The 26,051-nt window shown below is 61.9% G+C and carries 23 protein-coding genes; 1 reads left to right on the top strand and 22 read right to left on the bottom strand.

What is annotated here, in order from left to right; all coding sequences use genetic code 11:
- Positions 1 to 52: 52 nt before the first annotated feature.
- The 7 genes from H7A76_RS20025 to H7A76_RS19995 form a co-directional block, all read right to left on the bottom strand.
- Positions 53 to 928: a peptidoglycan DD-metalloendopeptidase family protein gene (locus H7A76_RS20025; RefSeq protein WP_185700090.1), complete on the bottom strand. Its 876-nt coding sequence runs from the start codon at positions 926 to 928 to the stop codon at positions 53 to 55.
- A 208-nt stretch (positions 929 to 1,136) separates the two neighbouring features.
- Positions 1,137 to 1,772 (bottom strand): protein-L-isoaspartate(D-aspartate) O-methyltransferase, encoded by a 636-nt coding sequence (locus H7A76_RS20020; RefSeq protein ID WP_185700119.1) that lies wholly within the window; start codon positions 1,770 to 1,772, stop codon positions 1,137 to 1,139.
- A gap of 41 nt (positions 1,773 to 1,813) precedes the next feature.
- A complete protein-coding gene (surE, locus tag H7A76_RS20015; protein ID WP_185700089.1) occupies positions 1,814 to 2,563 on the bottom strand; it encodes a 5'/3'-nucleotidase SurE in 750 nt (249 codons plus the stop codon).
- The gene (gene truD / locus H7A76_RS20010) at positions 2,551 to 3,609 is read right to left on the bottom strand and encodes a tRNA pseudouridine(13) synthase TruD (protein ID WP_185700088.1); all 1,059 of its coding nucleotides are present in this window, start codon (positions 3,607 to 3,609) and stop codon (positions 2,551 to 2,553) included. The genes surE and truD overlap by 13 nt, the downstream gene beginning before the upstream one ends.
- Positions 3,606 to 4,079 (bottom strand): 2-C-methyl-D-erythritol 2,4-cyclodiphosphate synthase, encoded by a 474-nt coding sequence (ispF, locus tag H7A76_RS20005; RefSeq protein ID WP_185700087.1) that lies wholly within the window; start codon positions 4,077 to 4,079, stop codon positions 3,606 to 3,608. Before ispF ends, truD begins: the two co-directional genes overlap by 4 nt.
- 102 nt (positions 4,080 to 4,181) lie before the next feature.
- A complete protein-coding gene (gene fghA, locus H7A76_RS20000; RefSeq protein WP_185700086.1) occupies positions 4,182 to 5,027 on the bottom strand; it encodes an S-formylglutathione hydrolase in 846 nt (281 codons plus the stop codon).
- Positions 5,028 to 5,117: 90 nt separating this feature from the next.
- On the bottom strand, positions 5,118 to 6,230 hold the full coding sequence (locus tag H7A76_RS19995; protein ID WP_185700085.1) for an S-(hydroxymethyl)glutathione dehydrogenase/class III alcohol dehydrogenase: 1,113 nt from the start codon (positions 6,228 to 6,230) through the stop codon (positions 5,118 to 5,120).
- Positions 6,231 to 6,336: 106 nt separating this feature from the next.
- On the opposite strand from H7A76_RS19995, the gene H7A76_RS19990 reads away from it, so the two are divergent.
- Complete coding sequence (locus H7A76_RS19990) at positions 6,337 to 7,236, top strand: LysR family transcriptional regulator (RefSeq protein ID WP_185700084.1); 900 nt, start codon at positions 6,337 to 6,339, stop codon at positions 7,234 to 7,236.
- Positions 7,237 to 7,273: 37 nt separating this feature from the next.
- Here the strand turns inward: H7A76_RS19990 and ispD are convergent, their stop codons facing one another.
- The 15 genes from ispD to bamA all read right to left on the bottom strand — a co-directional run bounded on the left by ispD (position 7,274) and on the right by bamA (position 26,000).
- On the bottom strand, positions 7,274 to 7,981 hold the full coding sequence (ispD, locus tag H7A76_RS19985) for a 2-C-methyl-D-erythritol 4-phosphate cytidylyltransferase (RefSeq protein WP_185700083.1): 708 nt from the start codon (positions 7,979 to 7,981) through the stop codon (positions 7,274 to 7,276).
- Positions 7,978 to 8,256 carry a cell division protein FtsB gene (gene ftsB / locus H7A76_RS19980; protein ID WP_022642593.1) on the bottom strand — a complete coding sequence of 93 codons (279 nt, stop codon included), beginning with the start codon at positions 8,254 to 8,256 and terminating at the stop codon, positions 7,978 to 7,980. Before ftsB ends, ispD begins: the two co-directional genes overlap by 4 nt.
- A gap of 172 nt (positions 8,257 to 8,428) precedes the next feature.
- Complete coding sequence (eno, locus tag H7A76_RS19975; protein WP_185700082.1) at positions 8,429 to 9,718, bottom strand: phosphopyruvate hydratase; 1,290 nt, start codon at positions 9,716 to 9,718, stop codon at positions 8,429 to 8,431.
- Between the two features lie 155 nt (positions 9,719 to 9,873).
- Positions 9,874 to 10,719 carry a 3-deoxy-8-phosphooctulonate synthase gene (kdsA, locus tag H7A76_RS19970; protein WP_185700081.1) on the bottom strand — a complete coding sequence of 282 codons (846 nt, stop codon included), beginning with the start codon at positions 10,717 to 10,719 and terminating at the stop codon, positions 9,874 to 9,876.
- Between the two features lie 5 nt (positions 10,720 to 10,724).
- Entirely contained in the window at positions 10,725 to 12,356 is a 1,632-nt protein-coding gene (locus H7A76_RS19965) for a CTP synthase (RefSeq protein WP_185700080.1), read from the bottom strand.
- 274 nt (positions 12,357 to 12,630) lie between these two features.
- Positions 12,631 to 13,944 carry a tRNA lysidine(34) synthetase TilS gene (gene tilS / locus H7A76_RS19960; protein ID WP_185700079.1) on the bottom strand — a complete coding sequence of 438 codons (1,314 nt, stop codon included), beginning with the start codon at positions 13,942 to 13,944 and terminating at the stop codon, positions 12,631 to 12,633.
- Between the two features lie 132 nt (positions 13,945 to 14,076).
- Entirely contained in the window at positions 14,077 to 15,024 is a 948-nt protein-coding gene (locus H7A76_RS19955; RefSeq protein WP_185700078.1) for an acetyl-CoA carboxylase carboxyltransferase subunit alpha, read from the bottom strand.
- Positions 15,025 to 15,162: 138 nt separating this feature from the next.
- A complete protein-coding gene (dnaE, locus tag H7A76_RS19950) occupies positions 15,163 to 18,690 on the bottom strand; it encodes a DNA polymerase III subunit alpha (protein ID WP_185700077.1) in 3,528 nt (1,175 codons plus the stop codon).
- A gap of 207 nt (positions 18,691 to 18,897) precedes the next feature.
- Entirely contained in the window at positions 18,898 to 19,545 is a 648-nt protein-coding gene (gene rnhB, locus H7A76_RS19945; RefSeq protein WP_185700076.1) for a ribonuclease HII, read from the bottom strand.
- Positions 19,542 to 20,672, bottom strand: coding sequence for a lipid-A-disaccharide synthase (gene lpxB, locus H7A76_RS19940; protein ID WP_221775300.1), 1,131 nt, complete (start codon positions 20,670 to 20,672; stop codon positions 19,542 to 19,544). Before lpxB ends, rnhB begins: the two co-directional genes overlap by 4 nt.
- Positions 20,673 to 20,674: 2 nt before the next feature.
- Positions 20,675 to 21,451 (bottom strand): acyl-ACP--UDP-N-acetylglucosamine O-acyltransferase, encoded by a 777-nt coding sequence (gene lpxA, locus H7A76_RS19935; protein ID WP_185700075.1) that lies wholly within the window; start codon positions 21,449 to 21,451, stop codon positions 20,675 to 20,677.
- Positions 21,448 to 21,888, bottom strand: coding sequence for a 3-hydroxyacyl-ACP dehydratase FabZ (gene fabZ, locus H7A76_RS19930; RefSeq protein ID WP_007924058.1), 441 nt, complete (start codon positions 21,886 to 21,888; stop codon positions 21,448 to 21,450). The genes lpxA and fabZ overlap by 4 nt, the downstream gene beginning before the upstream one ends.
- 113 nt (positions 21,889 to 22,001) lie before the next feature.
- Complete coding sequence (gene lpxD / locus H7A76_RS19925; RefSeq protein WP_185700074.1) at positions 22,002 to 23,057, bottom strand: UDP-3-O-(3-hydroxymyristoyl)glucosamine N-acyltransferase; 1,056 nt, start codon at positions 23,055 to 23,057, stop codon at positions 22,002 to 22,004.
- Between the two features lie 3 nt (positions 23,058 to 23,060).
- Positions 23,061 to 23,564: an OmpH family outer membrane protein gene (locus H7A76_RS19920; RefSeq protein WP_068580411.1), complete on the bottom strand. Its 504-nt coding sequence runs from the start codon at positions 23,562 to 23,564 to the stop codon at positions 23,061 to 23,063.
- 45 nt (positions 23,565 to 23,609) lie between these two features.
- Positions 23,610 to 26,000: an outer membrane protein assembly factor BamA gene (bamA, locus tag H7A76_RS19915; RefSeq protein ID WP_185700073.1), complete on the bottom strand. Its 2,391-nt coding sequence runs from the start codon at positions 25,998 to 26,000 to the stop codon at positions 23,610 to 23,612.
- Positions 26,001 to 26,051 lie beyond the last annotated feature (51 nt).

Here is a 26,051-nt window from a genome sequence, read left to right as displayed (position 1 = left end):
ACACTGGAACCTGTTCCCTCTACGTGAGCGAGTGGAACAGGTTGGTAACGGATCAACGACGTGGCAGGAATTGCAGCGGATCTACAGGTTTACCTTGTCGGCGAATCTCAAAGTGCAGTTTCACCCGGTCTGTACCAGTTGATCCCATCTCGGCAATTGTCTGTCCGACTTTGACCTGCTGCCCCTCCCGAACCAGAAGCTTACGGTTGTGACCATAAGCGCTGACGTAGGTTTCGCTGTGTTTGATGATGACTAATTCGCCGTAGCCCCTTAAGCCACTCCCGGCGTAAACCACCGTCCCATCAGACGCAGCTAAAACAGGCTGTCCCAAATCCCCGGCGATATCAATGCCTTTATTCAAACTACCGTTTGAAGAAAATTTTCCAATGAGAACACCGTTGGAAGGCCAGCCCCAACCGGTCGGCGCAGGACCTGCCGGAGTGGCTGGAACCGGCGTCGGAGCTGGGCTCGGCTTGTTCGCCGGGCTGGTCGCGGCACCTGTTGCCGCAGATGTGGTGGTGGTCGCTGGGCGACGAATGACCGTGGTTTTGCTCGAGGAAGAAGCACCGGAGGACTGGGTACTGGTTACCACACTGGCCGGCGCGGTACCGGTGCGGCCATCGAAACGAATGGTTTGCCCCGGGTGGATGGTATAGGGCTCGCTGATATTGTTGCGGGCGGCCAACGCCTTGTAATCCCAGCCATAACGGAAGGCGATGGAGAACAGCGTATCCCCGCGACGCACTTCGTATTGGCCGGTGGTCACGGTCGGGCGCTGCGGTGCCGCATTGCTATTGCGATCAACCACTCCGACGCTGCTGGACCTGGTGCTGGAGCAACCAACCAACAAGGAACTCAAGACAAGGCCAATCATCAGTCGCTGAAAGCTTGTTGTACCCATACGCTGCGCAATGACCGTGAGACTCACCCGCCGCTCCCTTTCTGATGGTTGACGATATAGATTGCCTGGCTCAGGCATGAAATGACGCAAGTATAACCGCACGCCGGTGCCTTACCGCCGGCGCGGCGCAGGGGACGGCCGGGGTTTATCACGGGGCGTCGCCCGATACGTTGACGATCGACACGCCACTAAGACACAGCCCGACGAGCAGAATTCATCCAGTTCGCAGAAATGCTCAGGCCAGGGGGCCATTGAGCAGGGGTACAAACCGCACCGCTCCCAGGACATGCCGGGCAAAGCCATGTTCTTCGCGGATGATCAACATCAGCTGTTGTACTTCACCGGCGCCAACCGGAATCACCATGCGCCCACCCGGTGCCAGCTGGTCGAGCAGCGCCTGGGGAATATCGGTGGCCACGGCGGTCACGATGATGCCGTTGTAAGGTGCCAACGCCGGCCAGCCCTCCCAGCCATCGCCCCAACGAAACACCACATTACGCAGGTTCAACTCCTGCAGGCGCTCCTTGGCCCGATCTTGCAGGACCTTGATCCGCTCCACCGAGAACACCCGCTCCACCAACTGCGACAGCACCGCGGTCTGGTAGCCGGAGCCGGTGCCGATCTCCAGCACCTTGTCCAGGGGGCCAGCCTCCAGCAGCAGCTCGCTCATGCGGGCCACCATATAAGGCTGGGAAATGGTCTGGTTATGGCCAATGGGCAGTGCCGTGTCCTCATAGGCCCGATGGGCCAGTGCTTCATCGACAAACAGATGCCGTGGCGTACGCCGGATGACTTCCAACACCTGGGGGTTGGACAAGCCTTCATCGTAGAGCCGCTGGATCAGGCGTTCGCGGGTGCGCTGGGAGGTCATGCCGATTCCCCGGCGCAGCAGATCGTCTTGCTCACGGGCCATCAGCGCAGCCCCTCCAGCCACCCGTCCAGGCTCCTGAACGCATCATTGAAGGTGCGATCCAACTGCAGCGGAGTCACGGATACGTAGCCCTGCATGACTGCATGGAAATCGGTGCCAGGACCGCCATCCTCGGCGTCCCCGGCAGCAGCGATCCAGTAGCCGGCCTTGCCCCGTGGGTCCACCACCTTCATGGGAGCCGCGGCACGGGCGCGATGGCCCAGGCGGGTCAGTTGGATACCGCGGACACGATCGAGCGGCAGGTTGGGAATATTCACGTTCAACACCGTCCGTGGTGGTAGATTCAGCAAGCCTTGCGCCTCGACCAGCCTACGCGCGAAATGGGCTGCGGTGGCGAGGTTCTCCACTTGCCGCGAGACCAGCGAAAAGGCAATCGCAGGGCGCTGCAGGAAACGCCCTTCCAGGGCGGCCGCGACAGTCCCGGAATACAGCACGTCATCCCCAAGGTTGGCCCCCAGGTTGATGCCCGAGACCACCATGTCCGGTTCATCCTCCAAAAGGCCATTGAGCCCCAGATGCACACAATCGGTCGGCGTGCCGTTGATACTTATATAGCCGTTGCCGAGAGTATGCGGATGCAACGGACGGTCGAGCGTCAGCGAGCTGCTGGCGCCGCTTTTGTCTTGATCCGGTGCGATAACCACGCACTCGGCATGATCGGCCAGCGCAGCATGCAGCGCGGCGATACCGGGTGCGGTTACCCCATCATCGTTAGAAATCAGAATACGCATGGGCTGTCCGTCTGCCCCACCGGCACCAGATCGACGAGTTCGCGCACCAATGCGGTGGCGAAACATCCGGCCGGCAGGACGAATTCCAATTGCAGAATGTCAGGCACGGGATAATGCCACGTCAAACCGCCAATGGGCAGCCGCAGGATGCGTCGTTCGTGCTCCATGCCGGCTTTTACCAGCCAATCGCACAGCACCGGTTCGCGGACGGCGACGCCCTGCTCCAGGATCTGGGTGGCGCCTGAGGCGGGCGAGTCGCCTTTACCCCATAAGGGCCCGGTGGGATGCAAGTCGAGAATGGCCAGGCGCGGATCGTCGCACTCCTCCGCTCCAGCCATGAAGAAGCTGCGGCTGTCGGTGAAGGCCAGCAGATCGCCCACCTGGGCCTGCTGCCAGCTGCCGTCGGCCACCCGCGCGCCCAGGGCCTGGTTGAACAGGTAGCTACGGGCCGCGGACAGCAGCCGCGAACGTACGTTGCGCTGTTCCGGCAGCGCCTGGCGTGCCGCCCAGTCCCGGGCATCCACCAGGTTACCGCCGTCATGGCCAAAACGTTGGGCACCGAAGTAATTGGGAATGCCTTGCCGCGCGATCAGTTGCAGGCGTGCGTCGATCGCCGCGTGATCCGCCCGCAGCTCGGTCAAGCGCAAGGTGAAGCCATTGGCTGCATGGGCGCCGCGTTGCAGCTTGCGCCTGTGGCGGCTGGCCTTGAGGATCTTCAGGGTGTGGTTTTCGGCTGCCGCCAGGTCTGGATCGGCCTTGCCCGGCAGTTGCACGCTGAACCATTGGCGAGTCAGGGCCTGGCGGTCCTTGAGTCCGGCATAGCTCACCGTACGCAGCGGGACCCCGGCGGCCTTGGCGATCCGCCGGGCAGCTTCTTCGGTATTCAGGCCACGCTTTTCCACCCACAGCCATAAATGCTCGCCATCGCCGCTGAGGGGAATATCCAGGACCTCATCGACCTGGAAATCCTCGGCCGTGGCCTTGAGCACCGCGCTTCCCAGGGCCTCGCCATAGGCCCGTGGGCCCAACAGTTGCAGTTCGTTCATGCGCGCAGTAACAAGGCTACGGAATGCACCGCAATACCTTCCTCGCGCCCGGTGAAACCAAGCTTCTCGGTGGTGGTGGCCTTGACGTTCACCTGATCGAGCTCGACCTGCAGGTCGGCGGCAATCAAGGCCCGCATGCTTTCTATATGGGGCGCCATCTTCGGCGCCTGGGCGACGATGGTGTTGTCGACATTGCCGACCTTCCAGCCCTTGGCCTGGATCAGCGCGACAACATGCCGCAGCAAGACACGGCTGTCGGCCCCCTTGAACTGAGGGTCGGTGTCAGGAAAGTGCTTGCCGATATCGCCCAGCGCGGCAGCGCCCAGCAAGGCGTCACTGAGCGCATGCAGCAGCACGTCGCCATCGGAATGGGCCAGCAGCCCGGAGTGGTGGGCGATACGCACACCACCCAAGGTGATGAAGTCGCCCTCAGCGAAACGGTGCACATCGTAGCCGTGGCCAATACGCATAAAAAAACGCCCCGAAAAAGTCAGGGCGTGATTCTACCTGCTTTGCTGGCCATTAGGGCCGGTGCGAGCGCCCCCACGGACAAGCTCCAAGGTTTGTGCGATCTAGCCATTCAGCGCCTGCGCATGATGGCGCAGGTGGTCATCGATGAAGCTGGAGATGAAGAAGTAGCTATGGTCGTAGCCCGGCTGCAGGCGCAGCGTCAGCTCATGGCCGGCCTGCTTGGCCGCCAGTTGCAGGGCCTCAGGCTTAAGCTGGGTGGCGAGGAAGTCATCACGGTCGCCCTGATCCACCAGCAATGGCAGTTTTTCGCTGGCCTCGGCGATCAGGACACTGGCATCCCATTCACGCCAACGAGCGCGCTCTTCCCCCAGGTAACGGGAAAACGCCTTCTGCCCCCAGGGGCAATCCATGGGGTTGCTGATGGGCGCGAACGCCGACACCGAACGGTAGCGCCCGGGATTGCGCAAGGCACAAACCAGGGCCCCATGCCCGCCCATGGAATGGCCGCTGACACCACGCTTGTCGGAAGCCGGGAAATGCGCCTCCACCAGCGCCGGCAACTCATGGACCACATAATCGTGCATCCGATAGTGCTGGGCCCATGGCGCCTGGGTCGCGTTGAGATAGAACCCGGCGCCAAGGCCAAAGTCCCAGGCCCCGTCCGGATCGCCAGGCACCCCGGCACCGCGAGGGCTGGTGTCCGGCGCGATGATGATCAGCCCCAGCTCGGCCGCCATGCGCTGGGCACCGGCCTTGTGCATGAAGTTCTCGTCGGTGCAAGTCAGGCCGGACAGCCAGTACAGCACTGGCAGCTTGCCGCCCTGCTCAGCCTGGGGCGGCAGGTAGACGGCGAACACCATGTCGCAGCCCAGTACCTGGGAATGATGCTTGTAGCGTTTATGCCAGCCGCCGAAGCTTTTCTGGCAGGAAAGGTTTTCCAGACTCATGGCAGACCTCCAGCCACAAGCTACAAGCGTCAAGCTGCAAGCAGGTAGCGACCCCTCTTGCGGCTCATGGCTTGCAGCTTGACGCCGCTCTTAGAAGTGGATGACCGAACGAATGCTCTTGCCTTCGTGCATCAGGTCGAAGGCCTTGTTGATGTCCTCCAGGCCCATGGTGTGGGTGATGAAAGTGTCCAGCGGGATCTCGCCCTTCTCGGACATCTCCACATAGCTCGGCAGTTCGCTACGGCCACGCACGCCGCCGAAGGCCGAACCGCGCCAGACACGGCCGGTCACCAGCTGGAACGGACGAGTGGCGATCTCCTGGCCGGCGCCGGCCACGCCGATGATCACCGACTCGCCCCAGCCCTTGTGGCAGCACTCCAGCGCGGCGCGCATCAGTTGCACGTTGCCGATGCACTCGAAGGAGAAGTCCACACCGCCATCGGTGAGATCGACGATCACTTCCTGGATCGGCCGATCGTAGTCTTTGGGGTTGATGCAGTCGGTGGCCCCCAGTTGGCGGGCGATCTCGAACTTGGCCGGATTGATATCGATGGCGATGATGCGCGAAGCCTTGGCCTTGACCGCGCCGATCACCGCCGACAGGCCAATGCCGCCCAGGCCGAAGATCGCCACGGTGTCACCCGGCTTGACCTTGGCGGTGTTGAGCACCGCGCCAATACCGGTGGTCACGCCGCAGCCCAGCAGGCAGACCTTCTCCAACGGCGCTTCTTTCTGGATCTTGGCCACGGAGATTTCCGGCAACACGGTGTACTCGGAGAAGGTCGAGGTGCCCATGTAGTGGAACAGCTGCTGGCCCTTGTAGGAGAAACGAGTGGTGCCGTCCGGCATCAGGCCCTTGCCCTGGGTGGCGCGGATGGCCTGGCACAGGTTGGTCTTGCCCGACAGGCAGAATTTGCACTTGCCGCATTCCGGGGTGTAGAGCGGGATCACGTGGTCACCCACGGCCACCGAGGTCACGCCCTCGCCCACCGCTTCCACTACTGCGCCACCTTCATGGCCGAGAATCGACGGGAAGATGCCTTCCGGGTCGGCACCCGACAGGGTGTAGGCGTCGGTGTGGCAGACACCGGACGCCACCACCCGCAACAACACCTCGCCAGCCTTGGGCATGGCGACATCGACTTCAACGATCTCGAGGGGTTTCTTGGCCTCGAAGGCTACGGCAGCGCGCGACTTGATCATCCTGGGTCTCCAGCGAATAAAAACGAGACAGGGAGTGTAAAACAGCGCACCACGATGAATAATCCAACCAAAAGCAAAACATTATTGCTGTACAGGGACAATCCTCATGAGTGAAAACCGCTGGGAAGGCATCGACGAGTTCGTCGCCGTGGCCGAATGCAGCCAGTTCACCGCTGCAGCAGAACGCCTCGGTGTCTCCTCCTCGCATATCAGCCGGCAGATCGCCCGCCTGGAAGAACGCCTGCAGACTCGCTTGCTGTACCGCAGCACCCGGCGGGTAACCCTGACCGAAGCCGGGCAGACCTTCCTCCAGCATTGCCAGCGCTTGCAGGATGGGCGGGAAGAGGCGTTGCGCGCCGTGGGCGACCTGGCCAGCGAGCCCAAGGGCATGCTGCGCATGACCTGCGCGGTGGCCTACGGCGAGCGCTTCATCGTGCCGCTGGTGACCAGCTTCATGGGCCTGTATCCGCAGTTGCGGGTGGATATCGAATTGAGCAATCGGCCCCTGGACCTGGTGCACGAGGGGCTGGACCTGGCCGTGCGCCTGGGACGCCTGCAAGACTCGCGACTGGTGGCGACCCGCCTGGCTCCCCGGCGCATGTACCTGTGCGCCTCGCCGTCGTACCTGGAACGCTACGGTCGTCCCCATAGCCTTTCGGAGCTGGGCCGGCACAACTGCCTGATCGGCAGTTCGGATATCTGGCAACTGGAACAGGATGGCCGCGAGTTCGCCCAGCGGGTTCAAGGCAACTGGCGCTGCAACAGCGGGCAGGCGGTGCTGGATGCGGCGTTGCAAGGAGTGGGCCTGTGCCAGCTGCCGGACTACTACGTGCTGGAGCATCTGCAGAGCGGCGCTTTGACCTCCCTGCTCGAGGCCCATCAGCCGCCGAACACGGCGGTATGGGCGCTCTACCCGCAACAACGACACCTGTCGCCCAAGGTGCGCAAGCTGGTGGAGTATCTCAAGGAAGGCCTGGCCCGGCGCCCGGAGTACCAGGAACGGTAGCAGCAGGCCCATCGCAACCTGCGGCTACAGCGGTGGGTCAGCGGCGGTTGGCCCAGCGCTGGCGCAACCACTCCAGGTCTTCCGGCCGGGTGACCTTGAGGTTGTCGGAACGCCCTTCGATCAGGCGCGGAGCCTGGCCGGCCCACTCCATGGCCGAGGCCTCGTCGGTGATCGCGACATCAGCCACCAGGCTGTCGGCCAGGGCCCGGTGCAGCGCGCCAAGGCGGAACATCTGTGGGGTATAGGCTTGCCAGATCAGGCTGCGGTCCACGGTCTCCAGGACCCGCCCCCGCGAGTCGATACGCTTGAGGGTGTCCCGGGCCGGCACAGCCAGCAGGCCACCCACAGGGTCGTCCGCCAACTCGGCCAGCAGCTTGTCCAGGTCATCGCGGGCGAGGTTAGGTCGCGCGGCGTCGTGCACCAACACCCAATCATCATCCGCAGCGCCTTGGGCATGCAGATGAAGCAAGGCATTGAGCACTGAGCCGGAACGTTCCGCACCGCCGTCGACCCGCTGGACTCGTCCATCCTGGGCGCAGGCCAGGGTCGGCCAGTAGGGATCGTCGGGAGCAACGCTGACCACCAGGCCCTTGAGGCCGGGGTGGTCGAGGAAACAGCCAAGGCTGTGTTCGAGAATAGTGCGGCCGCCCAGTTGCAGGTACTGCTTGGGACGGTCCGCGGCCATGCGGGCGCCAACGCCCGCGGCAGGAATCACGGCCCAGAAGGCCGGCAGCAGATCGCTCATTGGGCCAACTGGTAGAGGGTCTCGCCCTCCTTGACCATGCCCAGTTCATGGCGAGCTCGTTCTTCGACGGTCTCCATGCCCTTCTTCAATTCCATGACTTCCGCATCGAGTACGCGATTGCGCTCCAGCAGGCGCTCGTTTTCAGCCTGCTGGTCGGCAATTTGCTGGGTCAGGTCGGCGACCTGGGCCAAGCTGCCGTTTCCCACCCAAAGGCGGTACTGCAAGCCAGCCAGCAGCAAGAGCAAGACCAGGAACAACCAATTGGGACTGCGCATCGAATATCGGGTATCCAGTGAAAAAAGACAGCCATGCCAGCAACTTCGGACCTACTGATAGCACGAAGCCTGGAAAAACCAGGCTTGTGCTCTTAAGGCATCAGATTAGTGGCAAAAAACTCGCTGTAGCGACTTTTGCGACACAATCCGGTGTCTTTTTACCATCTACCGCTTAACCGCGAAACTCGCTACGGCCGTTGTACTTGGCCTTGCCGTTCAGTTGCTCTTCGATACGCAGCAACTGGTTGTACTTGGATACGCGGTCGGAGCGGCACAGCGAGCCAGTCTTGATCTGGCCAGCCGCGGTACCCACGGCCAGGTCGGCGATGGTGGAGTCTTCGGTTTCACCGGAACGGTGGGAGATCACCGCGGTGTAGCCAGCGGCCTTGGCCATCTGGATGGCTTCCAGGGTCTCGGTCAGGCTGCCGATCTGGTTGAACTTGATCAGGATGGAGTTGGCGATCTTCTTGTCGATGCCTTCCTTCAGGATCTTGGTGTTGGTCACGAACAGGTCATCGCCCACCAACTGCACCTTGTCGCCGATCTTGTCGGTCAGGATCTTCCAGCCCGCCCAGTCGGACTCGTCCAGGCCATCTTCGATGGAGATGATCGGATAGCGCTGGGTCAGGCCCTTGAGGTATTCGGCGAAACCTTCGTTGGTGAACACTTGGCCTTCACCAGCCAGGTTGTACTTGCCGTCTTCGTAGAACTCGCTGGCCGCGCAGTCCAGGGCCAGGGTCACGTCGGTGCCCAGGGTGTAGCCGGCGTTGGCCACGGCTTCGGAGATCACCTTCAGGGCGTCTTCGTTGGAAGCCAGGTTCGGCGCGAAACCTCCTTCGTCACCCACTGCGGTGTTCAGGCCACGGGCCTTCAGCACTGCCTTGAGGTGATGGAAAATCTCGGTACCCATGCGCAGGCCTTCCGAGAAGGACTTGGCGCCGACCGGCTGCACCATGAACTCCTGGATGTCGACGTTGTTATCGGCGTGCTCGCCACCGTTGATGATGTTCATCATCGGCACCGGCATCGAGTAGACGCCAGGGGTGCCATTGAGGTTGGCGATGTGCGCGTACAGCGGCAGGTCCTGGTCCTGGGCTGCGGCCTTGGCAGCGGCCAGGGACACGGCCAGGATCGCGTTGGCGCCCAGGTTGGCCTTGTTCTCGGTACCGTCCAGCTTGATCATCGCCTGATCCAGCGCCTTCTGGTCGATTGGGTCTTTACCCAGCAACAGGTCACGGATCGGACCGTTGATGTTGGCTACCGCCTTGAGCACACCCTTGCCCAGGTAGCGGCTCTTGTCGCCATCACGCAGCTCCAGTGCTTCACGGGAACCGGTGGAAGCACCGGACGGAGCGCAGGCGCTGCCGATGATGCCGTTGTCGAGAAGCACGTCCGCTTCGACAGTGGGGTTGCCACGGGAGTCGAGGACTTCACGACCTTTGATGTCGACGATTTTTGCCATTGTTGTAAACACTCCAAAGTTGACGAAAACGACGCAGCTGTAGGAAATCTTCTACCGTCGGCAAGGCGGGGAAAACAGGCAGTCTTGCAGACGATAAGGCTCAGGCCCGAAGGCCCGAGCAATAATCGTGCGGTACTTTACCGGAGAAACTGGTCTTACGCGGTTTCTACCGTCGGAAAACTCTTGACCAACTCGTCCAGGGCCTTGAGCTGGGCCAGGAACGGTTCGAGCTTGTCCAGGCGCAAGGCGCAAGGACCGTCGCACTTGGCATTGTCCGGATCAGGATGGGCTTCCAGGAACAGGCCGGCCAGGGACTGGCTCATGCCCGCCTTGGCCAGGTCGGTGACCTGGGCGCGGCGACCACCGGCCGAGTCGGCGCGGCCGCCCGGCATCTGCAGGGCGTGGGTCACATCGAAGAACACCGGATACTCGAACTGCTTCATGATGCCGAAGCCGAGCATGTCCACTACCAGGTTGTTGTAGCCGAAGCTGGAACCACGCTCGCAGAGGATCAACTGGTCGTTACCGGCTTCCACACATTTGGCCAGGATGTGCTTCATTTCCTGGGGCGCGAGGAACTGGGCTTTCTTGATGTTGATCACCGCGCCGGTCTTGGCCATTGCCACGACCAGGTCGGTCTGGCGCGACAGGAAGGCCGGCAACTGGATGATGTCGCACACCCTGGCCACCGGCTCGCACTGGTAGGGCTCGTGCACGTCGGTGATCACCGGCACGTTGAAGGTCCGCTTGATCTCCTCGAAGATCTTCAGTCCTTCCTCCATGCCCGGACCACGGAACGAGGTAACCGACGAACGGTTGGCCTTGTCGAAGCTGGCCTTGAACACGTAGGGGATACCGAGCTTCTCGGTAACCCGCACGTACTCTTCGCAGACCTTCAGCGCCATGTCACGGCTTTCCAGCACGTTCATGCCGCCGAACAGCACCATCGGCTTGTCGTTGGCGATCTCGATGTTGCCTACGCGGATGATCTTCTGCGCCATCAGGTTCACGCCTTCTTCTGGTGTTGAGCCAGTGCCGCCTTGACGAAGCCGCTGAACAGCGGGTGACCGTCACGCGGAGTGGAGGTGAACTCAGGGTGGAACTGGCACGCCACGAACCATGGATGATCCTGGCTCTCGACCACTTCCACCAGCGCGCCGTCTTCGGAACGACCGGAAACCAGCAGGCCGGCCTCGATCAGCTGCGGCAGCAGGTTGTTGTTCACTTCGTAGCGGTGACGGTGACGCTCGGTGATCACGTCGCTGCCGTAGCAGTCGTGGACCTTGGAGCCCGCGACGATCTGGCAATCCTGGGCGCCCAGGCGCATGGTACCGCCCAGGTCAGAGGCTTCGGTGCGGGTCTCGACCGCGCCGGTAGCGTCGGCCCACTCGGTGATCAAGCCGACCACCGGATGGCCGCTGGTGCGATCGAACTCGGTGGAGTTGGCGTCTTTCCAGCCCATGACGTTACGAGCGAACTCGATGACCGCCACTTGCATGCCGAGGCAGATACCCAGGTACGGGACCTTGTTCTCACGGGCGTATTGCACCGCGGTGATCTTGCCTTCCACGCCGCGCAGGCCGAAACCGCCCGGAACCAGGATGGCATCGGCGCCTTCCAGCAGGCCGGTGCCCTGGTTCTCGATGTCTTCGGAGTCAATGTAGCGCAGGTTGACCTTGGTACGGTTCTGGATGCCCGCGTGGCTCATCGCTTCGATCAGCGACTTGTACGCGTCCAGCAGCTCCATGTACTTGCCGACCATGGCGATGGTGACTTCTTTCTCGGGGTTCAGCTTGGCGTCCACGACCTTGTCCCACTCGGACAGGTCGGCGCTGTTGCACTGCAGGCCGAAGCGCTCGACGACGAAATCGTCCAGGCCCTGGGCATGCAGCACACCCGGGATCTTGTAGATGGTGTCGACGTCTTCCAGGGAGATCACCGCACGCTCTTCAACGTTGGTGAACAGGGCGATCTTGCGACGCGACGAGGCGTCCACTGGGTGGTCGGAACGGCAGATCAGCACATCAGGCTGCAGGCCGATGGAGCGCAGCTCCTTCACCGAGTGCTGGGTCGGCTTGGTCTTGGTCTCGCCGGCGGTGGCGATGTACGGGACCAGGGTCAGGTGCATCAGCATTGCGCGCTTGGAACCGACTTCGACCCGCAGTTGGCGGATGGCCTCGAGGAACGGTTGCGACTCGATGTCACCCACGGTGCCGCCGATTTCGACCAGGGCCACGTCGGCATCGCCGGCGCCCTTGATGATGCGGCGCTTGATCTCGTCGGTGATGTGCGGGATCACCTGGATGGTGGCGCCCAGGTAGTCGCCACGGCGCTCCTTGCGCAGCACATGTTCGTAGACGCGACCAGTGGTGAAGTTGTTGTTCTGGGTCATGGTCGTGCGGATGAACCGCTCGTAGTGGCCCAGGTCCAGGTCGGTCTCGGCGCCGTCGTGGGTGACGAACACTTCACCGTGCTGGAACGGGCTCATGGTGCCCGGGTCGACGTTGATGTACGGGTCCAGCTTGAGCATGGTGACCTTGAGCCCCCGCGCCTCCAGGATGGCCGCCAATGAAGCCGAGGCAATGCCTTTCCCCAATGAAGAAACAACACCGCCCGTGACGAATATGTAGCGCGTCATGAAAAACCCTAGAAGTCTGCGTTAAAGCGGTCAGTGCCGCCGGGGAAAGCGAAGGAAGGCCGAAGCCCCCGATCACCTGCATTAATCACAGTGCACCTTTCAAAAAAACCGCCGCGTTGTGACAGACCGGATGCAAAAACACCGGTACGTTGCTCGCTACACATTTTTTGGAATCGCCCAGCAAAGACTGCTTGGTAATCGGCAACTCCTGCAATTCAGGCGAATCCACAGAAGTTGTATCAAGAAGGGAGCGTAGTCTACCGGAAAGCCCCTTTCAGCTCAAACCTTGATCGCCAGTCGGCGGCTGCCAGTGCAATTGCCAGCCACCCCGGGCGTTTGTGCCGGCCATTGGCAGGTTCGCCACCGCCAGCAGTTGTTCCCGGCGATACAACAGCGGCAATCTGCCACGGACAAAGGCCGGCACCCCTGCCTCGTTCAGCAGGCGCTTGAGATCGCGATGGCCGCGATCAGCCACCTGCATCACCTCGCCACCACGACGATAACGGATGCTCAGGGGACCATCCGGCACCGAGCCGCTGAACGTCACCTGGCCGTTATCCGGCAAGCACAGCGGTTGCTGGGGGTCATGCCACTCTGCCCCCTCCCCGATCGTCCGCAGCCAGGCTCCGGACAACCACCACAGGTGCATCCCCGCACGATGCAACTCGCCATCCGCCAGGCGCCAGATCGGCGAGGCTGCGCTCCTGGCATCACGCAGGGTTTCCCAGCCGACCCAGTGATCGGTGTCCGGCAAGCGGGTGAACCTGGCCAACCAATGACCGAGGGCATTGCGCTGGCGCGCGGCGGACAGCTCTCGCAGGGGTGCCAAGGCCAAGGTTGGCAAAGGCAGCCAGGCCGGATTCCGCTCTTGTTCGGCGGCGAACAGGTCCATCGACGCTAGCTCGTCGAGCAAGCCCCGGGCCTCGCCAAGATGCGCGGCACTGCGAGCGATACTGGCCCCGGCCCGGGGCCAGCGCGACTGCAGCGCCGGCATGACCTGGTGTCGCAAGTAATTGCGCGAATAGCGATGTTCGCTGTTGGTGGGGTCCTCGACCCAGACCAGTCGATGCTCGGCCGCATAGCGCTCCAGTTCGGCGCGAGGTACGTCGAGCAAGGGGCGCAGCAAGTGCCCACGCCCCAGGGAACGGCACCGGGGCATCGCCGCCAAACCCCGCACTCCGGCACCGCGCAATAGGCGAAACAGCAGGGTTTCCGCCTGGTCGTCGCGATGCTGGGCCAACAACAACAGCTCATCGCTTGCCAGCGACTGCTCGAAAGCACTGTAGCGTGCATCCCGGGCGGCACGCTCGAGGCTGGCGCCAGCTGGCACCTGGACCCGAACCACCTGCAGCGGTACGCCCAGGGCATCGCAGACTTCCTGGCAGTGCTGTGGCCAGGCATCCGCCACCTGTTGCAGGCCATGATGGACATGAATCGCCGCAAGCGCCGGGAGGCAATGCTGGCGCGCGAGGTTGGCAAGCAGGTGCAGCAGGACGGTGGAGTCCAGCCCTCCGGAGAAGGCCACGCGCCAGGCGCTGGCTTGACGCCAGGGGGCCAGGGTCTGCAGCAAAGAGTCGGCAAGTGTCATGGGTTCAGGACTTGCGGCAGCGATCAGCTGGCCTTGCGGTTGCACCAGAACGAACAAGACGCCGTGATCGAAGCGATCGACGGCGCCAGGTTCGCGAGCAGGTCTGCTCCGGCAAGCCGGAGCGGCAGTCGGTCAGAGACCGTAGCTCATCAGGCGGTCATAACGACGGGCCAGCAGGGTGTCGTTGTCCATTTCCTTGAGCATCGCCAGTTGCGAGCTGAGTTCGGCCCGGATCAGCGCGGAAGCGGCAACAGGGTCGCGGTGGGCGCCGCCCAGCGGCTCGGCGATCACCTTGTCGACGATACCCAGGCCCTTGAGGCGCTCGGCGGTGATGCCCATGGCTTCGGCAGCGTCGGCAGCCTTTTCCGCGGTTTTCCAGAGGATCGAAGCGCAACCTTCCGGCGAGATCACCGCATAGGTGGAGTACTGCAGCATGTTCAGCTGGTCGCATACGCCAATGGCCAGGGCGCCGCCCGAGCCGCCCTCACCGATCACGGTGGCGATGATTGGGGTTTTCAGGCGAGCCATGACCCGCAGGTTCCAGGCGATCGCTTCGCTCTGGTTGCGCTCTTCGGCATCGATGCCCGGGTAGGCGCCCGGCGTGTCGATGAAGGTCAGGATCGGCATCTTGAAACGCTCGGCCATTTCCATCAGGCGGCAGGCCTTGCGGTAGCCCTCCGGACGCGGCATGCCGAAGTTGCGGCGAACCTTCTCGCGCACTTCACGCCCCTTCTGGTGGCCGATGACCATCACCGGCTGCTCATCCAGGCGAGCCACGCCGCCCACGATCGCCGCGTCGTCGGAGAAGTGGCGATCGCCATGCAGTTCGTCGAACTCGGTGAAGATGTGCTGGATGTAGTCCAGGGTGTAGGGACGACGCGGGTGACGCGCCAGACGAGCGATCTGCCAGCTGGTGAGCTTGCCGAAGATATCCTCGGTCAAGGTCTTGCTCTTGTCCTGCAGGCGGGAGATCTCATCGCCGATATTCAGCGAATTGTCATTACCGACCAAGCGCAACTCTTCGATCTTGGCTTGCAGGTCGGCGATCGGCTGTTCGAAATCAAGAAAATTCGGGTTCATAGGCGTCCGTCTGAGCTCGACATCCAGGGAAACTGGGGCCGGCCGGTTGTCTGTTCGCGCCCTACCTTAAGGGACGGGCGCGATGAGGTCGATAGTAAAGATCAAGTAACGACAAGGCGTAATGCTGGCACCTGTTCGTCAACGGTATTGCAGGAAGACGTTGTCTTTGCCGAACTGGTCACGCAGGGCCTGAATCAAGCTGTCCGCCGGATCGATGCGCCAGGCCTCGCCGAACTGCAGCAGGGTCTTGGCATCGTCGCGGCTGTACTCCATGGAAATCGGGCACGCGCCGCGGTGGCGCTTGAGCAGATCGCCCAGCCAGCGTAGCTGATCGCCCTTCAGCGCATCGCTGTGGACTTTCAAGCGCAGGCTTTCGGCCAGGTTGGTCCGTGCATCCTCCATGCTCATCACCCGCTTGACCCGCAGGCGCAGGCCGCCGGAGAAGTCATCGTTGCTGACCTCGCCCTCCACGACCACCATGGCGTCGGTCTGCAACAGGGCCTGGGCAGCCATGAAGGCGTCGGCGAACAACGAGGCCTCGATTCGCCCGGAACGGTCGTCGAGGGTGATGAAACCCATCTTGTCGCCTTTCTTGTTCTTCATTACCCGCAGGGCAATGATCATCCCGGCCACGGTCTGGGTATCGCGCGCCGGCTTCAGGTCGATGATGCGCTGGCGGGCGAAACGGCGGATCTCGCCCTCGTACTCGTCGATCGGGTGGCCGGTGAGGTACAGGCCCAGGGTGTCCTTCTCGCCACGCAGGCGCTCCTTGAGCGTCAGTTCGCGAGCCCTGCGGTGGTTGCCATAGACGTCGGCATCCGCCTCGACGAACAACCCGCCGAACAGGTCGGCGTGGCCGCTATCGGCGGTCCGGGCGGTTTGTTCGGCCGCCTTGATCGCCTCTTCCAGGGCCGCTAGCAACACGGCACGGTTACGATCGATGTTGGCCTGGTAGGCCTTGAGCTCGTCATGGAAGTAAGGCCCCAGGCGATCCAGGGCGCCACTGCGGATCAACGCATCCAGGGTGCGCTTGTTGATGCGCTTGAGATCGACCCGGCTGCAGAAGTCGAACAGGTCCTTGAACGGGCCGCCTTCGGCCCGGGCCTCGACGATCGCTTCCACCGGACCTTCGCCCACGCCCTTGATCGCCCCCAGGCCATAGACGATACGGCCATCGTCGTTGACCGTGAACTTGAAGTCGGAACTGTTCACATCCGGCGCATCGAGGCGCAGCTTCATGCTGCGCACTTCCTCGATCAGCACCACCACCTTGTCGGTGTTATGCATATCCGCCGACAGTACCGCAGCCATGAATGGCGCCGGATAGTGGGTCTTGAGCCAGGCGGTCTGGTAGGACACCAGGCCATAGGCCGCGGAGTGGGATTTGTTGAAGCCGTAGCCAGCGAACTTTTCCACCAGGTCGAAGATGTTACCGGCCAGGTCGGCATCGATACCGTTGTTGGCGCAGCCCTCGATGAAGCCACCGCGCTGCTTGGCCATCTCCTCGGGTTTTTTCTTGCCCATGGCCCGGCGCAGCATGTCGGCACCGCCGAGGGTGTAGCCGGCCATCACCTGGGCGATCTGCATCACCTGTTCCTGGTACAGGATGATGCCGTAGGTGGGCGCCAGCACTGGCTGCAGACCTTCGTACTGGTAGTCCGGATGCGGGTAGGCCAGCTCGGCGCGACCGTGCTTGCGGTTGATGAAGTCATCCACCATGCCCGACTGCAGCGGGCCTGGGCGGAACAGCGCCACCAGAGCGATGAGGTCTTCCAGGCAGTCGGGCTTGAGCTTCTTGATCAGCTCTTTCATGCCGCGGGATTCGAGCTGGAATACGGCCGTGGTCTCGGCCTTCTGCAACAACTCGTAGGTCTTCTTGTCATCCAACGGGATGAAATCGATGTTCACATCCGGCAGGCCCTGCTTGGCCTGCTCGCGATTGATGGTCTCCATCGCCCACTTGATGATCGTCAGGGTCCGCAGGCCAAGGAAGTCGAACTTCACCAGGCCAGCCGCCTCGACGTCGTCCTTGTCGAACTGGGTCACCAGGCCGCCGCCCTCTTCGTCACAAGCGATCGGCGAGAAGTCGGTGAGCTTGGTCGGAGCGATCACCACGCCACCGGCATGCTTGCCGGTACCACGGGTGACGCCTTCGAGCTTGAGGGCCATGTCCCAGATCTCGCGGCCATCCTCATCGGTCTTGAGGAAGTCGCGCAGCATTTCTTCCTGCTCGTAGGCCTTCTCCAGGGTCATGCCGACCTCGAAGGGGATCATTTTCGACAGACGGTCGGCCAGGCCGTAGGACTTGCCCTGCACCCGCGCTACGTCGCGCACCACCGCCTTGGCGGCCATGGTGCCGAAGGTGATGATCTGGCTCACCGCGTTGCGGCCGTAGGCCTCGGCCACGTAGTCGATCACCCGGTCGCGGCCATCCATGCAGAAGTCGACGTCGAAGTCGGGCATGGAAATACGTTCGGGGTTCAGGAAACGTTCGAACAGCAAGTCATAAGCCAGCGGGTCGAGGTCGGTGATCTTCAGCACATAGGCCACCAGGGAACCAGCACCCGACCCCCGGCCCGGGCCCACCGGAACGCCGTTATTCTTGGCCCACTTGATGAAGTCCATAACGATCAGGAAGTAACCGGGAAAACCCATCTGGATGATGATGTCCAGCTCGAACTTCAGGCGATCCAGGTAAGTCTGGCGCTTCTCTTCGTAATTGGGCGTGGTGTCCTTGGGCCAGAGGACCGCCAGGCGCTCTTCCAGGCCTTCATGGGAAACATGTCGCAGGTAATCGTCGATGCCCATGCCGTTGGGCGTCGGGAAGTCGGGGAGAAAATACTTGCCCAGCTGGACCGTGATATTGCAGCGCTTGGCAATCTCCACGGTGTTTTCCAGCGCCTCGGGCAAGTCGCTGAACAGCTCGGCCATCTCCTCGGCACTCTTGAGGTACTGCTGGTCGCTGTAGTTCTTCGAGCGGCGCGGATCATCCAGGGCCCGGCCTTCGCCAATGCATACCCGGGTCTCGTGGGCCTCGAAGTCGTCCTGCTTGATGAAGCGCACATCGTTGGTCGCCACCAACGGCGCGCCGATCTTGTCGGCCAGGGCCACCGCACCATGCAGTTGCTCTTCGTCATTGGGCCGATTGGTACGCTGGACTTCCAAGTAGAAGCGGTCCGGGAACACCGCCATCCACTCCAGGGCCAGGGCCTCGGCTACCGCGAGGTCGCCCGCCACCAGGGCCATGCCGATCTCGCCCTCCTTGGCCGCCGAGAGCATGATCAGGCCTTCGGCGGCCTGGACCACCCAATCGCGCTCGATGATGGTCAGCCCGTTGCGCTGGCCTTCGGTAAAGCCACGGGAAATCAACTCGGTGAGGTTGCGATAACCCACGGCATTCATCGCCAGCAGGCTGATGCGGCTCAGGGGACCGTCCGCATCGTCCTTGTTCGCCAGCCACAGGTCGGCGCCGCAGATAGGCTTGATCCCGGCGCTCATGCTGGTCTTGTAGAACTTGACCAGGGAGCACATGTTGCTCTGGTCGGTAACCGCCACCGCCGGCATGCCCATACCCGCCAGGGCCTTGACCAGCGGCTTGATCCGCACCAGACCGTCGACCAGGGAAAATTCAGTGTGCAGGCGCAGGTGAACGAATGAAGCCGGCATAGTGATCCTGTAAATAGCGCGAAAACAACGAGGCCCGGACATCGGGCGTTTTAAAGACTCGAACTCGGCGTTACAGCGCAAAGCAGCCAAGGCCTGCGCGCGGCGACCAGCGATAGTGGTTCATCGCCACCGCCGACAGGCCATTGCCGTCGTTCATGGAGCTTTAAAGCAGCCGGATTGTACCGGGCCTTGGTTAAAACATCAGCCTCAAGACTGAACCAGGCCCAGCGCTTCACGCGCTTCATAGGCCTGGCGTACCGGCGCGAAAGAGCGCCGGTGGATCGGGGTCGGGCCCAGGCGCGCCAAGGCTTCCAAGTGGACCGGCGTCGGATACCCCTTGTGCCCGCCGATACCGTAACCAGGATAGATGAGCTCGAAGGCGGCCATCTCGCGATCGCGGCTGACCTTGGCCAGTATCGACGCCGCGGCGATCGCCGGGACCTTGCTATCGCCCTTGACCACCGCTTCGGCCGGCACCGCCAGCCTGGGGCAGCGGTTGCCATCGATCATCGCCAGCTTCGGGGTCACGCTCAGGCCTTCCACCGCGCGCTGCATGGCCAGCATGGTGGCGTGCAAGATGTTCAGTTCGTCGATCTCCTCGACTTCCGCCCGGGCGATGCACCAGCTCAGGGCCTTCTCGCAGATCTCGTCGAACAGCTGTTCGCGGCGGGCCTCGGTGAGTTTCTTGGAATCGTTCAGGCCAAGGATCGGCCGGCTCGGATCGAGAATCACTGCGGCAGTGACCACCGCGCCGCACAGGGGGCCACGACCGACCTCATCGACACCCGCCACCAGGTCGCCCGCATCGGCCACCAGGGTGAAATCCAGGCCCATCTGCTTCTTGGAGTTGCTCATTGGGCTTTACCTATCAGTTCCAGCACCGCCTGCGCGGCCTGGTTGGATGCATCGCGACGCAAGGTGCGATGGATCTGGTCGAAACCGCTGGTCTGCTCTTCGCCACCCTCGATCAACGGCGACAAGGTCTTGGCCAAGGCCTCGGCGGTCGCATCGTCCTGCAGCAACTCCGGCACCAGCAGGCGCTGGGCCAACAGGTTGGGCAGGGAAACGTACGGGCTCTTGACCATGCGTTTGAGAATCCAGAACGTCAGCGGCGCCAGGCGATAGGCCACCACCATCGGCCGCTTGTACAGCAGGGCCTCCAGGGTCGCCGTCCCCGAGGCGATCAATACCGCGTCGCAGGCCGCCAGGGCCTTGTGCGACTGGCCATCGAGCAGCGTCAGCGGCAGGTCGCGACCGACCAGCAGCTCTTCCACCTGGGTCCGCCGCTGGGCATTGGCGCAAGGCAGGATGAAACGCACACCCGGGCGCATGGCCCGCAAGCGCTCGGCGGCCTCCAGGAACAGGCTGCCCAGGCGCCCTACTTCGCCGCCGCGACTGCCTGGCATCAGCGCTACCAGCGGGCCGTCGGGCAAACCGAGCTCGGCGCGAGCCGCTGCCCGATCCGCTTGCAAGGGGATGGCATCGGCCAGGGAATGGCCGACGAACTTCACCGGCACGCCTTTTTCCTCGTAGAACCGGGCCTCGAAAGGAAACAGGGTCAGCATCAGGTCGCAGCCTTCGCGGATCTTCAGCACACGCTTCTGCCGCCAGGCCCATACCGATGGACTGACGTAGTGCACGGTCTTGATCCCGGCCTGGCGCAATTTGAGCTCGATATTCAGGGTGAAGTCCGGGGCATCGATACCGATGAATGCATCGGGCTTTTCGGCGATCAGGGTCTGGACCAGCTTCTTGCGTCGGGCCAGCAGTTCGCGCAGGCGACCAAGAACCTCGACCAGCCCCATGACCGCCAGGCGCTCCATGGGAAAGTAGGAGACCAGGCCCTCGGCCTCCATCAATGGCCCGCCGACACCGATGAACTCCACCGCCGGATGCCGGGCCTTTAAGGCGCGCATCAGACCGGCGCCAAGAATGTCGCCAGAGGCTTCCCCAGCCACCAGCGCAATACGCAGAGTGCTCATGATTAGCGGGTGATGCCGCGAGTCGAAGACTGGATCGAGTCGCGAAACAGTGCGACTTCGGGATACTGCTCGGCGGCCTCGGCCAATTCGGCCAGGGCCTGGTCCACCGTCAGCCCCTGGCGATAGACCACCTTGTAGGCGCGACGCAGCGCGTGGATCGAGTCATCGCTGAAACCACGCCGGCGCATGCCTTCGAAGTTCATGCTGCGGGCTTCGGCAGGGTTGCCGAACACGGTGACGAAAGCCGGAACGTCCTTGCCGATGGCGGTACCCATGCCGGAAAAGCTGTGGGCACCAATATGGCAGTACTGATGCACCAGGGTGAAACCGGAGAGGATCGCCCAGTCATCCACATGCACGTGGCCAGCCAACGCGGTGTTGTTGACCAGGATGCAATGATTGCCGATCACGCTGTCGTGGCCGATGTGGGCATAGGCCATGATCAGGTTGTGATCGCCCAGGGTGGTTTCGGAGCGGTCCTGGATGGTGCCGCGGTGAATGGTCACGCCTTCGCGGATCACGTTGTGGTCGCCGATCACCAGGCGGGTTTCTTCACCCTTGTATTTCAGATCAGGCGTGTCTTCGCCTACCGAGGAAAACTGGTAGATGCGGTTGTGCTTGCCGATCCGGGTCGGGCCCTTGAGGACCACATGGGGCCCGATCACTGTACCCTCGCCGATCTCCACACCAGCGCCGATGATCGACCACGGGCCAACCTCAACGTCGTCGGCCAGGACGGCCGTCGGATCGATGATTGCGCGAGGGTCAATCAAACTCATAGTTTGCGTTCCGCGCAAATGATCTCGGCGGAGCACACTGGCTTGCCGTCGACCGATGCCTGGCACTCGAACTTCCAGATCTGGCGCTTGCAGCTGATGAACTTGGCTTCGAGGATCAGCTGGTCACCCGGCAACACCGGCTGACGGAAGCGCAGCTTGTCGGAGCCGACGAAGTAGTAGAGGGTGCCGTCGGCAGGCTTCACGTCGAGCATCTTGAAACCCAGAATGCCCGCAGCCTGGGCCATGGCCTCGATGATCAGCACGCCTGGCATGATCGGATGCGCAGGGAAGTGGCCATTGAAGAACGGCTCGTTGATGCTGACATTCTTGTAGGCACGAATGCACTTGCCCTCGACATCCAGATCCACTACCCGATCCACCAGCAGGAAAGGGTAACGGTGAGGCAAGTATTCGCGAATCTCGTTGATGTCCATCATTTCGGGGGGAAGCCTGTAGTAAAGATGGGGAGCGTGCGGTCAAGGCACGCTCCTCTAGCAAATCAAGGAAGCAGGCAGTCTAGCGGCTGCGCACACTTGATGTGGAAATGGTATCAGCCATCTGATGAAGCATTGTCGCCGGGGGTCACGTCCCCGACGCGCTTTTCCAACTGGCGCAAACGCCGCGCGAGATCATCGAGCTGACGGATGCGGGCCGCACTTTTGCGCCACTCGGCAGCCGGTTGCATGGCAGTGCCGGAAGAGTAGGCCCCCGGCTCGGTGATCGAGTGGGTCACCATGGTCATCCCGGTGAGGAAAACGTTGTCGCAAATCTCGATATGACCCACCAGGCCAACACCGCCGGCGAGCATGCAGTGCTTGCCGATCTTGGTGCTGCCGGAGATTCCTACGCAAGCAGCCATCGCGGTGTGATCACCGACCTGGACGTTGTGGGCGATCTGGATCTGGTTGTCGAGCTTCACACCGTTGCCGATGATGGTGTCGGCCAGGGCTCCACGGTCGATCGCCGTGTTGACGCCGATCTCCACATCATCGCCGATGGTGACGCCGCCCACCTGGGCGATCTTGTGCCAGATGCCCTTCGAGTTGGCGAAACCGAAGCCTTCGCCGCCCAGCACTGCACCCGACTGGATCACCACGCGCTTGCCGATGCGCACGTCGTGGTACAGGGTCACCCTTGGCGCCAACCAGCCGCCCTCGCCCACCACGCTACGGGCACCGATGACGCAATGGGCGCCAACGGTGACACCAGCGTCGATCCGGGCTCCGCTTTCGATCACGACAAAGGCGCCGATACTGGCCGTTGGATCGACCTGAGCATCATTGGCGATCACCGCGGACGGATGGATACCGGCCTGCACCTTGGGCTTGGGATCGAAGAAATGGGAAACACGGGCATAGGACAGGTAAGGGTCGGCCACCACCAGGGCGTCACCGACATAGGCATCGGCATCGGCTGCTTTCAACAACACCGCGCCAGCCCGGCTATCGACCAGGTACTTGCGATATTGGGGATTTGCCAAAAAGCTCAACTGAGCTGGGCCAGCCTCCTGCAAGGTGGCTAGCCCAGTGATTTCCTTCTCCCCATCGCCACGGAGGGTGGCACCGAGGAACTCGGCCAACTGGCCGAGCTTCATAATTGCGGTCATGGCTTACTTCAGCTGATTCATGCGCTCGATAACCTGGCGAGTGATGTCGTACTGAGGCTTAACATCGATCACTGCGCCACGCTCGAAGACCAGGTCGAAACCGCCTTTCTTGATGACCTCTTCCACAGCGCTGTCCAGCTTGGGCTTGAGCTGCTTGAGCATTTCCCGGTCAGCCACGGCCTTGGCTTCGTTCAGCTCTTTGGACTGGAACTGGAAGTCCCGGGCCTTTTGCTTGAATTCGAGCTCCAGGCGCTCACGCTCGCCTTGCTGCATCTTGTCGCCACCGGCAACCAGGCGATCCTGAATACCCTTGGCGCTACTTTCCAGGGTCTTGAGCTTGTTCAACTGCGGGCCGAATTTTTTCTCGGCATCCACGGCGTACTTCTTGGCTGCGTCCGATTCCAGCAGGGCCATCTGATAGTTCAGGACGGCAATTTTCATTTCGGCGAATGCCGGGCTCGCGACCAGAACGGAGGCCAGGAGAACCAATTGAGTCAACTTACGCACGATGCACTCCTACAAAATCCATTGTCGTTGTCTTGGGCCAGGCAGTTAGAAGGTCTGGCCGAGAGAGAATTGGAACACCTGAGTTTCAGCGTCGTTCGGTTTCTTGATCGGCATCGCCAGGGCAAAACTCAATGGCCCCAGAGCGGTTACCCACGTCACACCGACACCCACCGAGCTGGCCAGGTTGGTGAAGCTGATATCGTCGCACTTACGTTTCAGGTTCGACGAAGGGATGGTATTGGACGTGCTCTCGCAACGAGAATCGAAGACATTACCCACATCCCAGAACAACGAGGTACGCAGGGAACGCTGATCCTTGACGAACGGCAGGGGGAACAGCAACTCCGCACCGCCCTGGATCAATACGTTACCACCGAACGGTAGCGGGTCCTGATCCGAATCGCGGGTGGTACCGGCGTTACCGGTCACAGCCGCACCGCGGCTGGGCGTACTGCGTGGGCCAAGGGTGCTGTCCTTGAAACCACGAACCGAGTTGAAACCACCGGCATAGTAGTTCTCGTAGAACGGCAAGCCCTTGGTATCGCCAAAGCCATCGCCATAACCCAGCTCGGTATGGAAACGCATGGTGTAGTTGTCGGTCAGCGGCGTGAACAACTGGCCACGGTAGTCGAGCTTGAAGAACGACAGGTCGCTACCCGGAGTGGTGGTTTCCAGCACCACGCTTTGCGAGTGACCGCGAGTCGCCAGTACACCTTTGTTCAGGGTCGATTCGGACCAGCCGGCAGAAGCCTTGAAGTTCAGGTAGCTCTTGCCTTGCTTGTTCACGAAATCGAAGATTTCGTCGACGGTGTAGCGACCGGTCTTGATCTTGTCCTGCTGGGCCGTCAGGCCGAAGGTCAGGCGCGAAGTCTCGCTGATCGGGTAGCCCACGCTGACACCGGCACCCAGGCTATCCACCGCATAGCTGGCTACATCGACATCCAGGTCCTTGTAGTCAGTGGTGCGATAGAAGGCGTTGTAGCCCAGGCTCACGCCATCGGCGGTCCAGTAGGGGTCCACGTAGCCGAAGTTGTAGCGGCTCTGGTATTCGCTGCGGGTCAGGCCGATGCTGACCTTGTTACCAGTACCCAGGAAGTTGTTCTGAGTGATCGAACCACCGAGGATCAGGCCCGCACTCTGGGCGAAACCGACACTGGCGGTGATCGAACCCGAAGCCTGCTCCTCGACGGCGTAGTTGACGTCGACCTGGTCATCGACACCTGGCACGGCCGGCGTCTCGACGTTGACTTCCTTGAAGAAGCCCAGGCGTTCGAGGCGAGTCTTGGATTGGTCGATCAGGTAGGTCGATGCCCAACCGCCTTCCATCTGACGCATTTCGCGACGCAGCACTTCATCCTCGGACTTGGTGTTGCCACGGAAGTTGATTCGGTTGACGTAGGCGCGCTTGCCTGGATCCACCACGAAGGTGATGTCGACGGTGTGGTCGTCATCATGGGGTTGCGGCACGCCGTTGACGTTGGCGAAGGTGTAGCCGTCGTTACCCAGGCGACGGGTAATCAGCTCGGAGGTGGTGGTCATCAGCTTGCGCGAGAACACCTGGCCCTTCTCCACCAGCAGCAATGCCTTGACCTGGTCTTCAGGCACTTTCAGGTCGCCGCTGAGCTTGACGTCACGAACGCTGTACTTCTCGCCTTCGTTGATATTGACGGTGATGTAGACGTGTTTCTTGTCCGGAGTGATGGACACCTGGGTCGAGGCGATATCCATGTTGATATAGCCACGATCCAGGTAATAGGAACGCAGGCGCTCCAGGTCACCGGAGAGTTTTTCACGGGCGTACTTGTCATCGTTCTTGAAGAACGACAGCCAGTTGGTGGTCTTGAGCTCGAACAGGCCGATCAGGTCGTCGTCGGGAAAGACGGTATTGCCTACCACGTTGATGTGCTGGATGGCCGCGACCGTACCTTCGTTGATCTTCACCTTCAGGCCGACACGGTTACGCGGCTGCGGGACTACTTCGGTCTCGACGGTGGCCGAGTAACGACCTTGAGCAACATACTGACGCTGCAGTTCGTTACGCACACCTTCAAGGGTCGCACGCTGGAAGATTTCGCCTTCGGCCAGGCCGGACTGCTTGAGGCCCTTCATCAGGTCGTCGGTGGAGATCGCCTTGTTACCTTCGATCTCGATGCTGGCAACCGAAGGCCGCTCGACTACCGTGATGACCAGGACGTTGCCATCGCGCCCCAACTGGATGTCTTGAAAGAAACCGGTTTTGAACAGCGCACGAGTGGATTCCACCAGGCGACGGTCGTCCGCCTGCTCGCCGACGTTCAACGGCAAGGCACCAAAGACGCTACCCGCGGAAACGCGCTGGAGGCCGTTGACGCGAATATCGGAGATAGTGAAGGACTCGGCGTGAACTTCGGCGATCATCAATACGGAGAGAACCGCAGTTAGCAGCAGACGTTTCATGAAGTCCTTTCTTATTCCAACTGGCAATAAACAAACTGCCGCAAAATGCGG

The sequence above is a fragment of the Pseudomonas sp. MSSRFD41 genome (assembly GCF_014230245.1).
Classification (GTDB): Bacteria; Pseudomonadota; Gammaproteobacteria; order Pseudomonadales; family Pseudomonadaceae; genus Aquipseudomonas; species Aquipseudomonas piscis.
The sequence above is the reverse complement of the archived record's forward strand: the minus strand, read 5'-3'. Positions and strand labels throughout refer to the sequence as shown.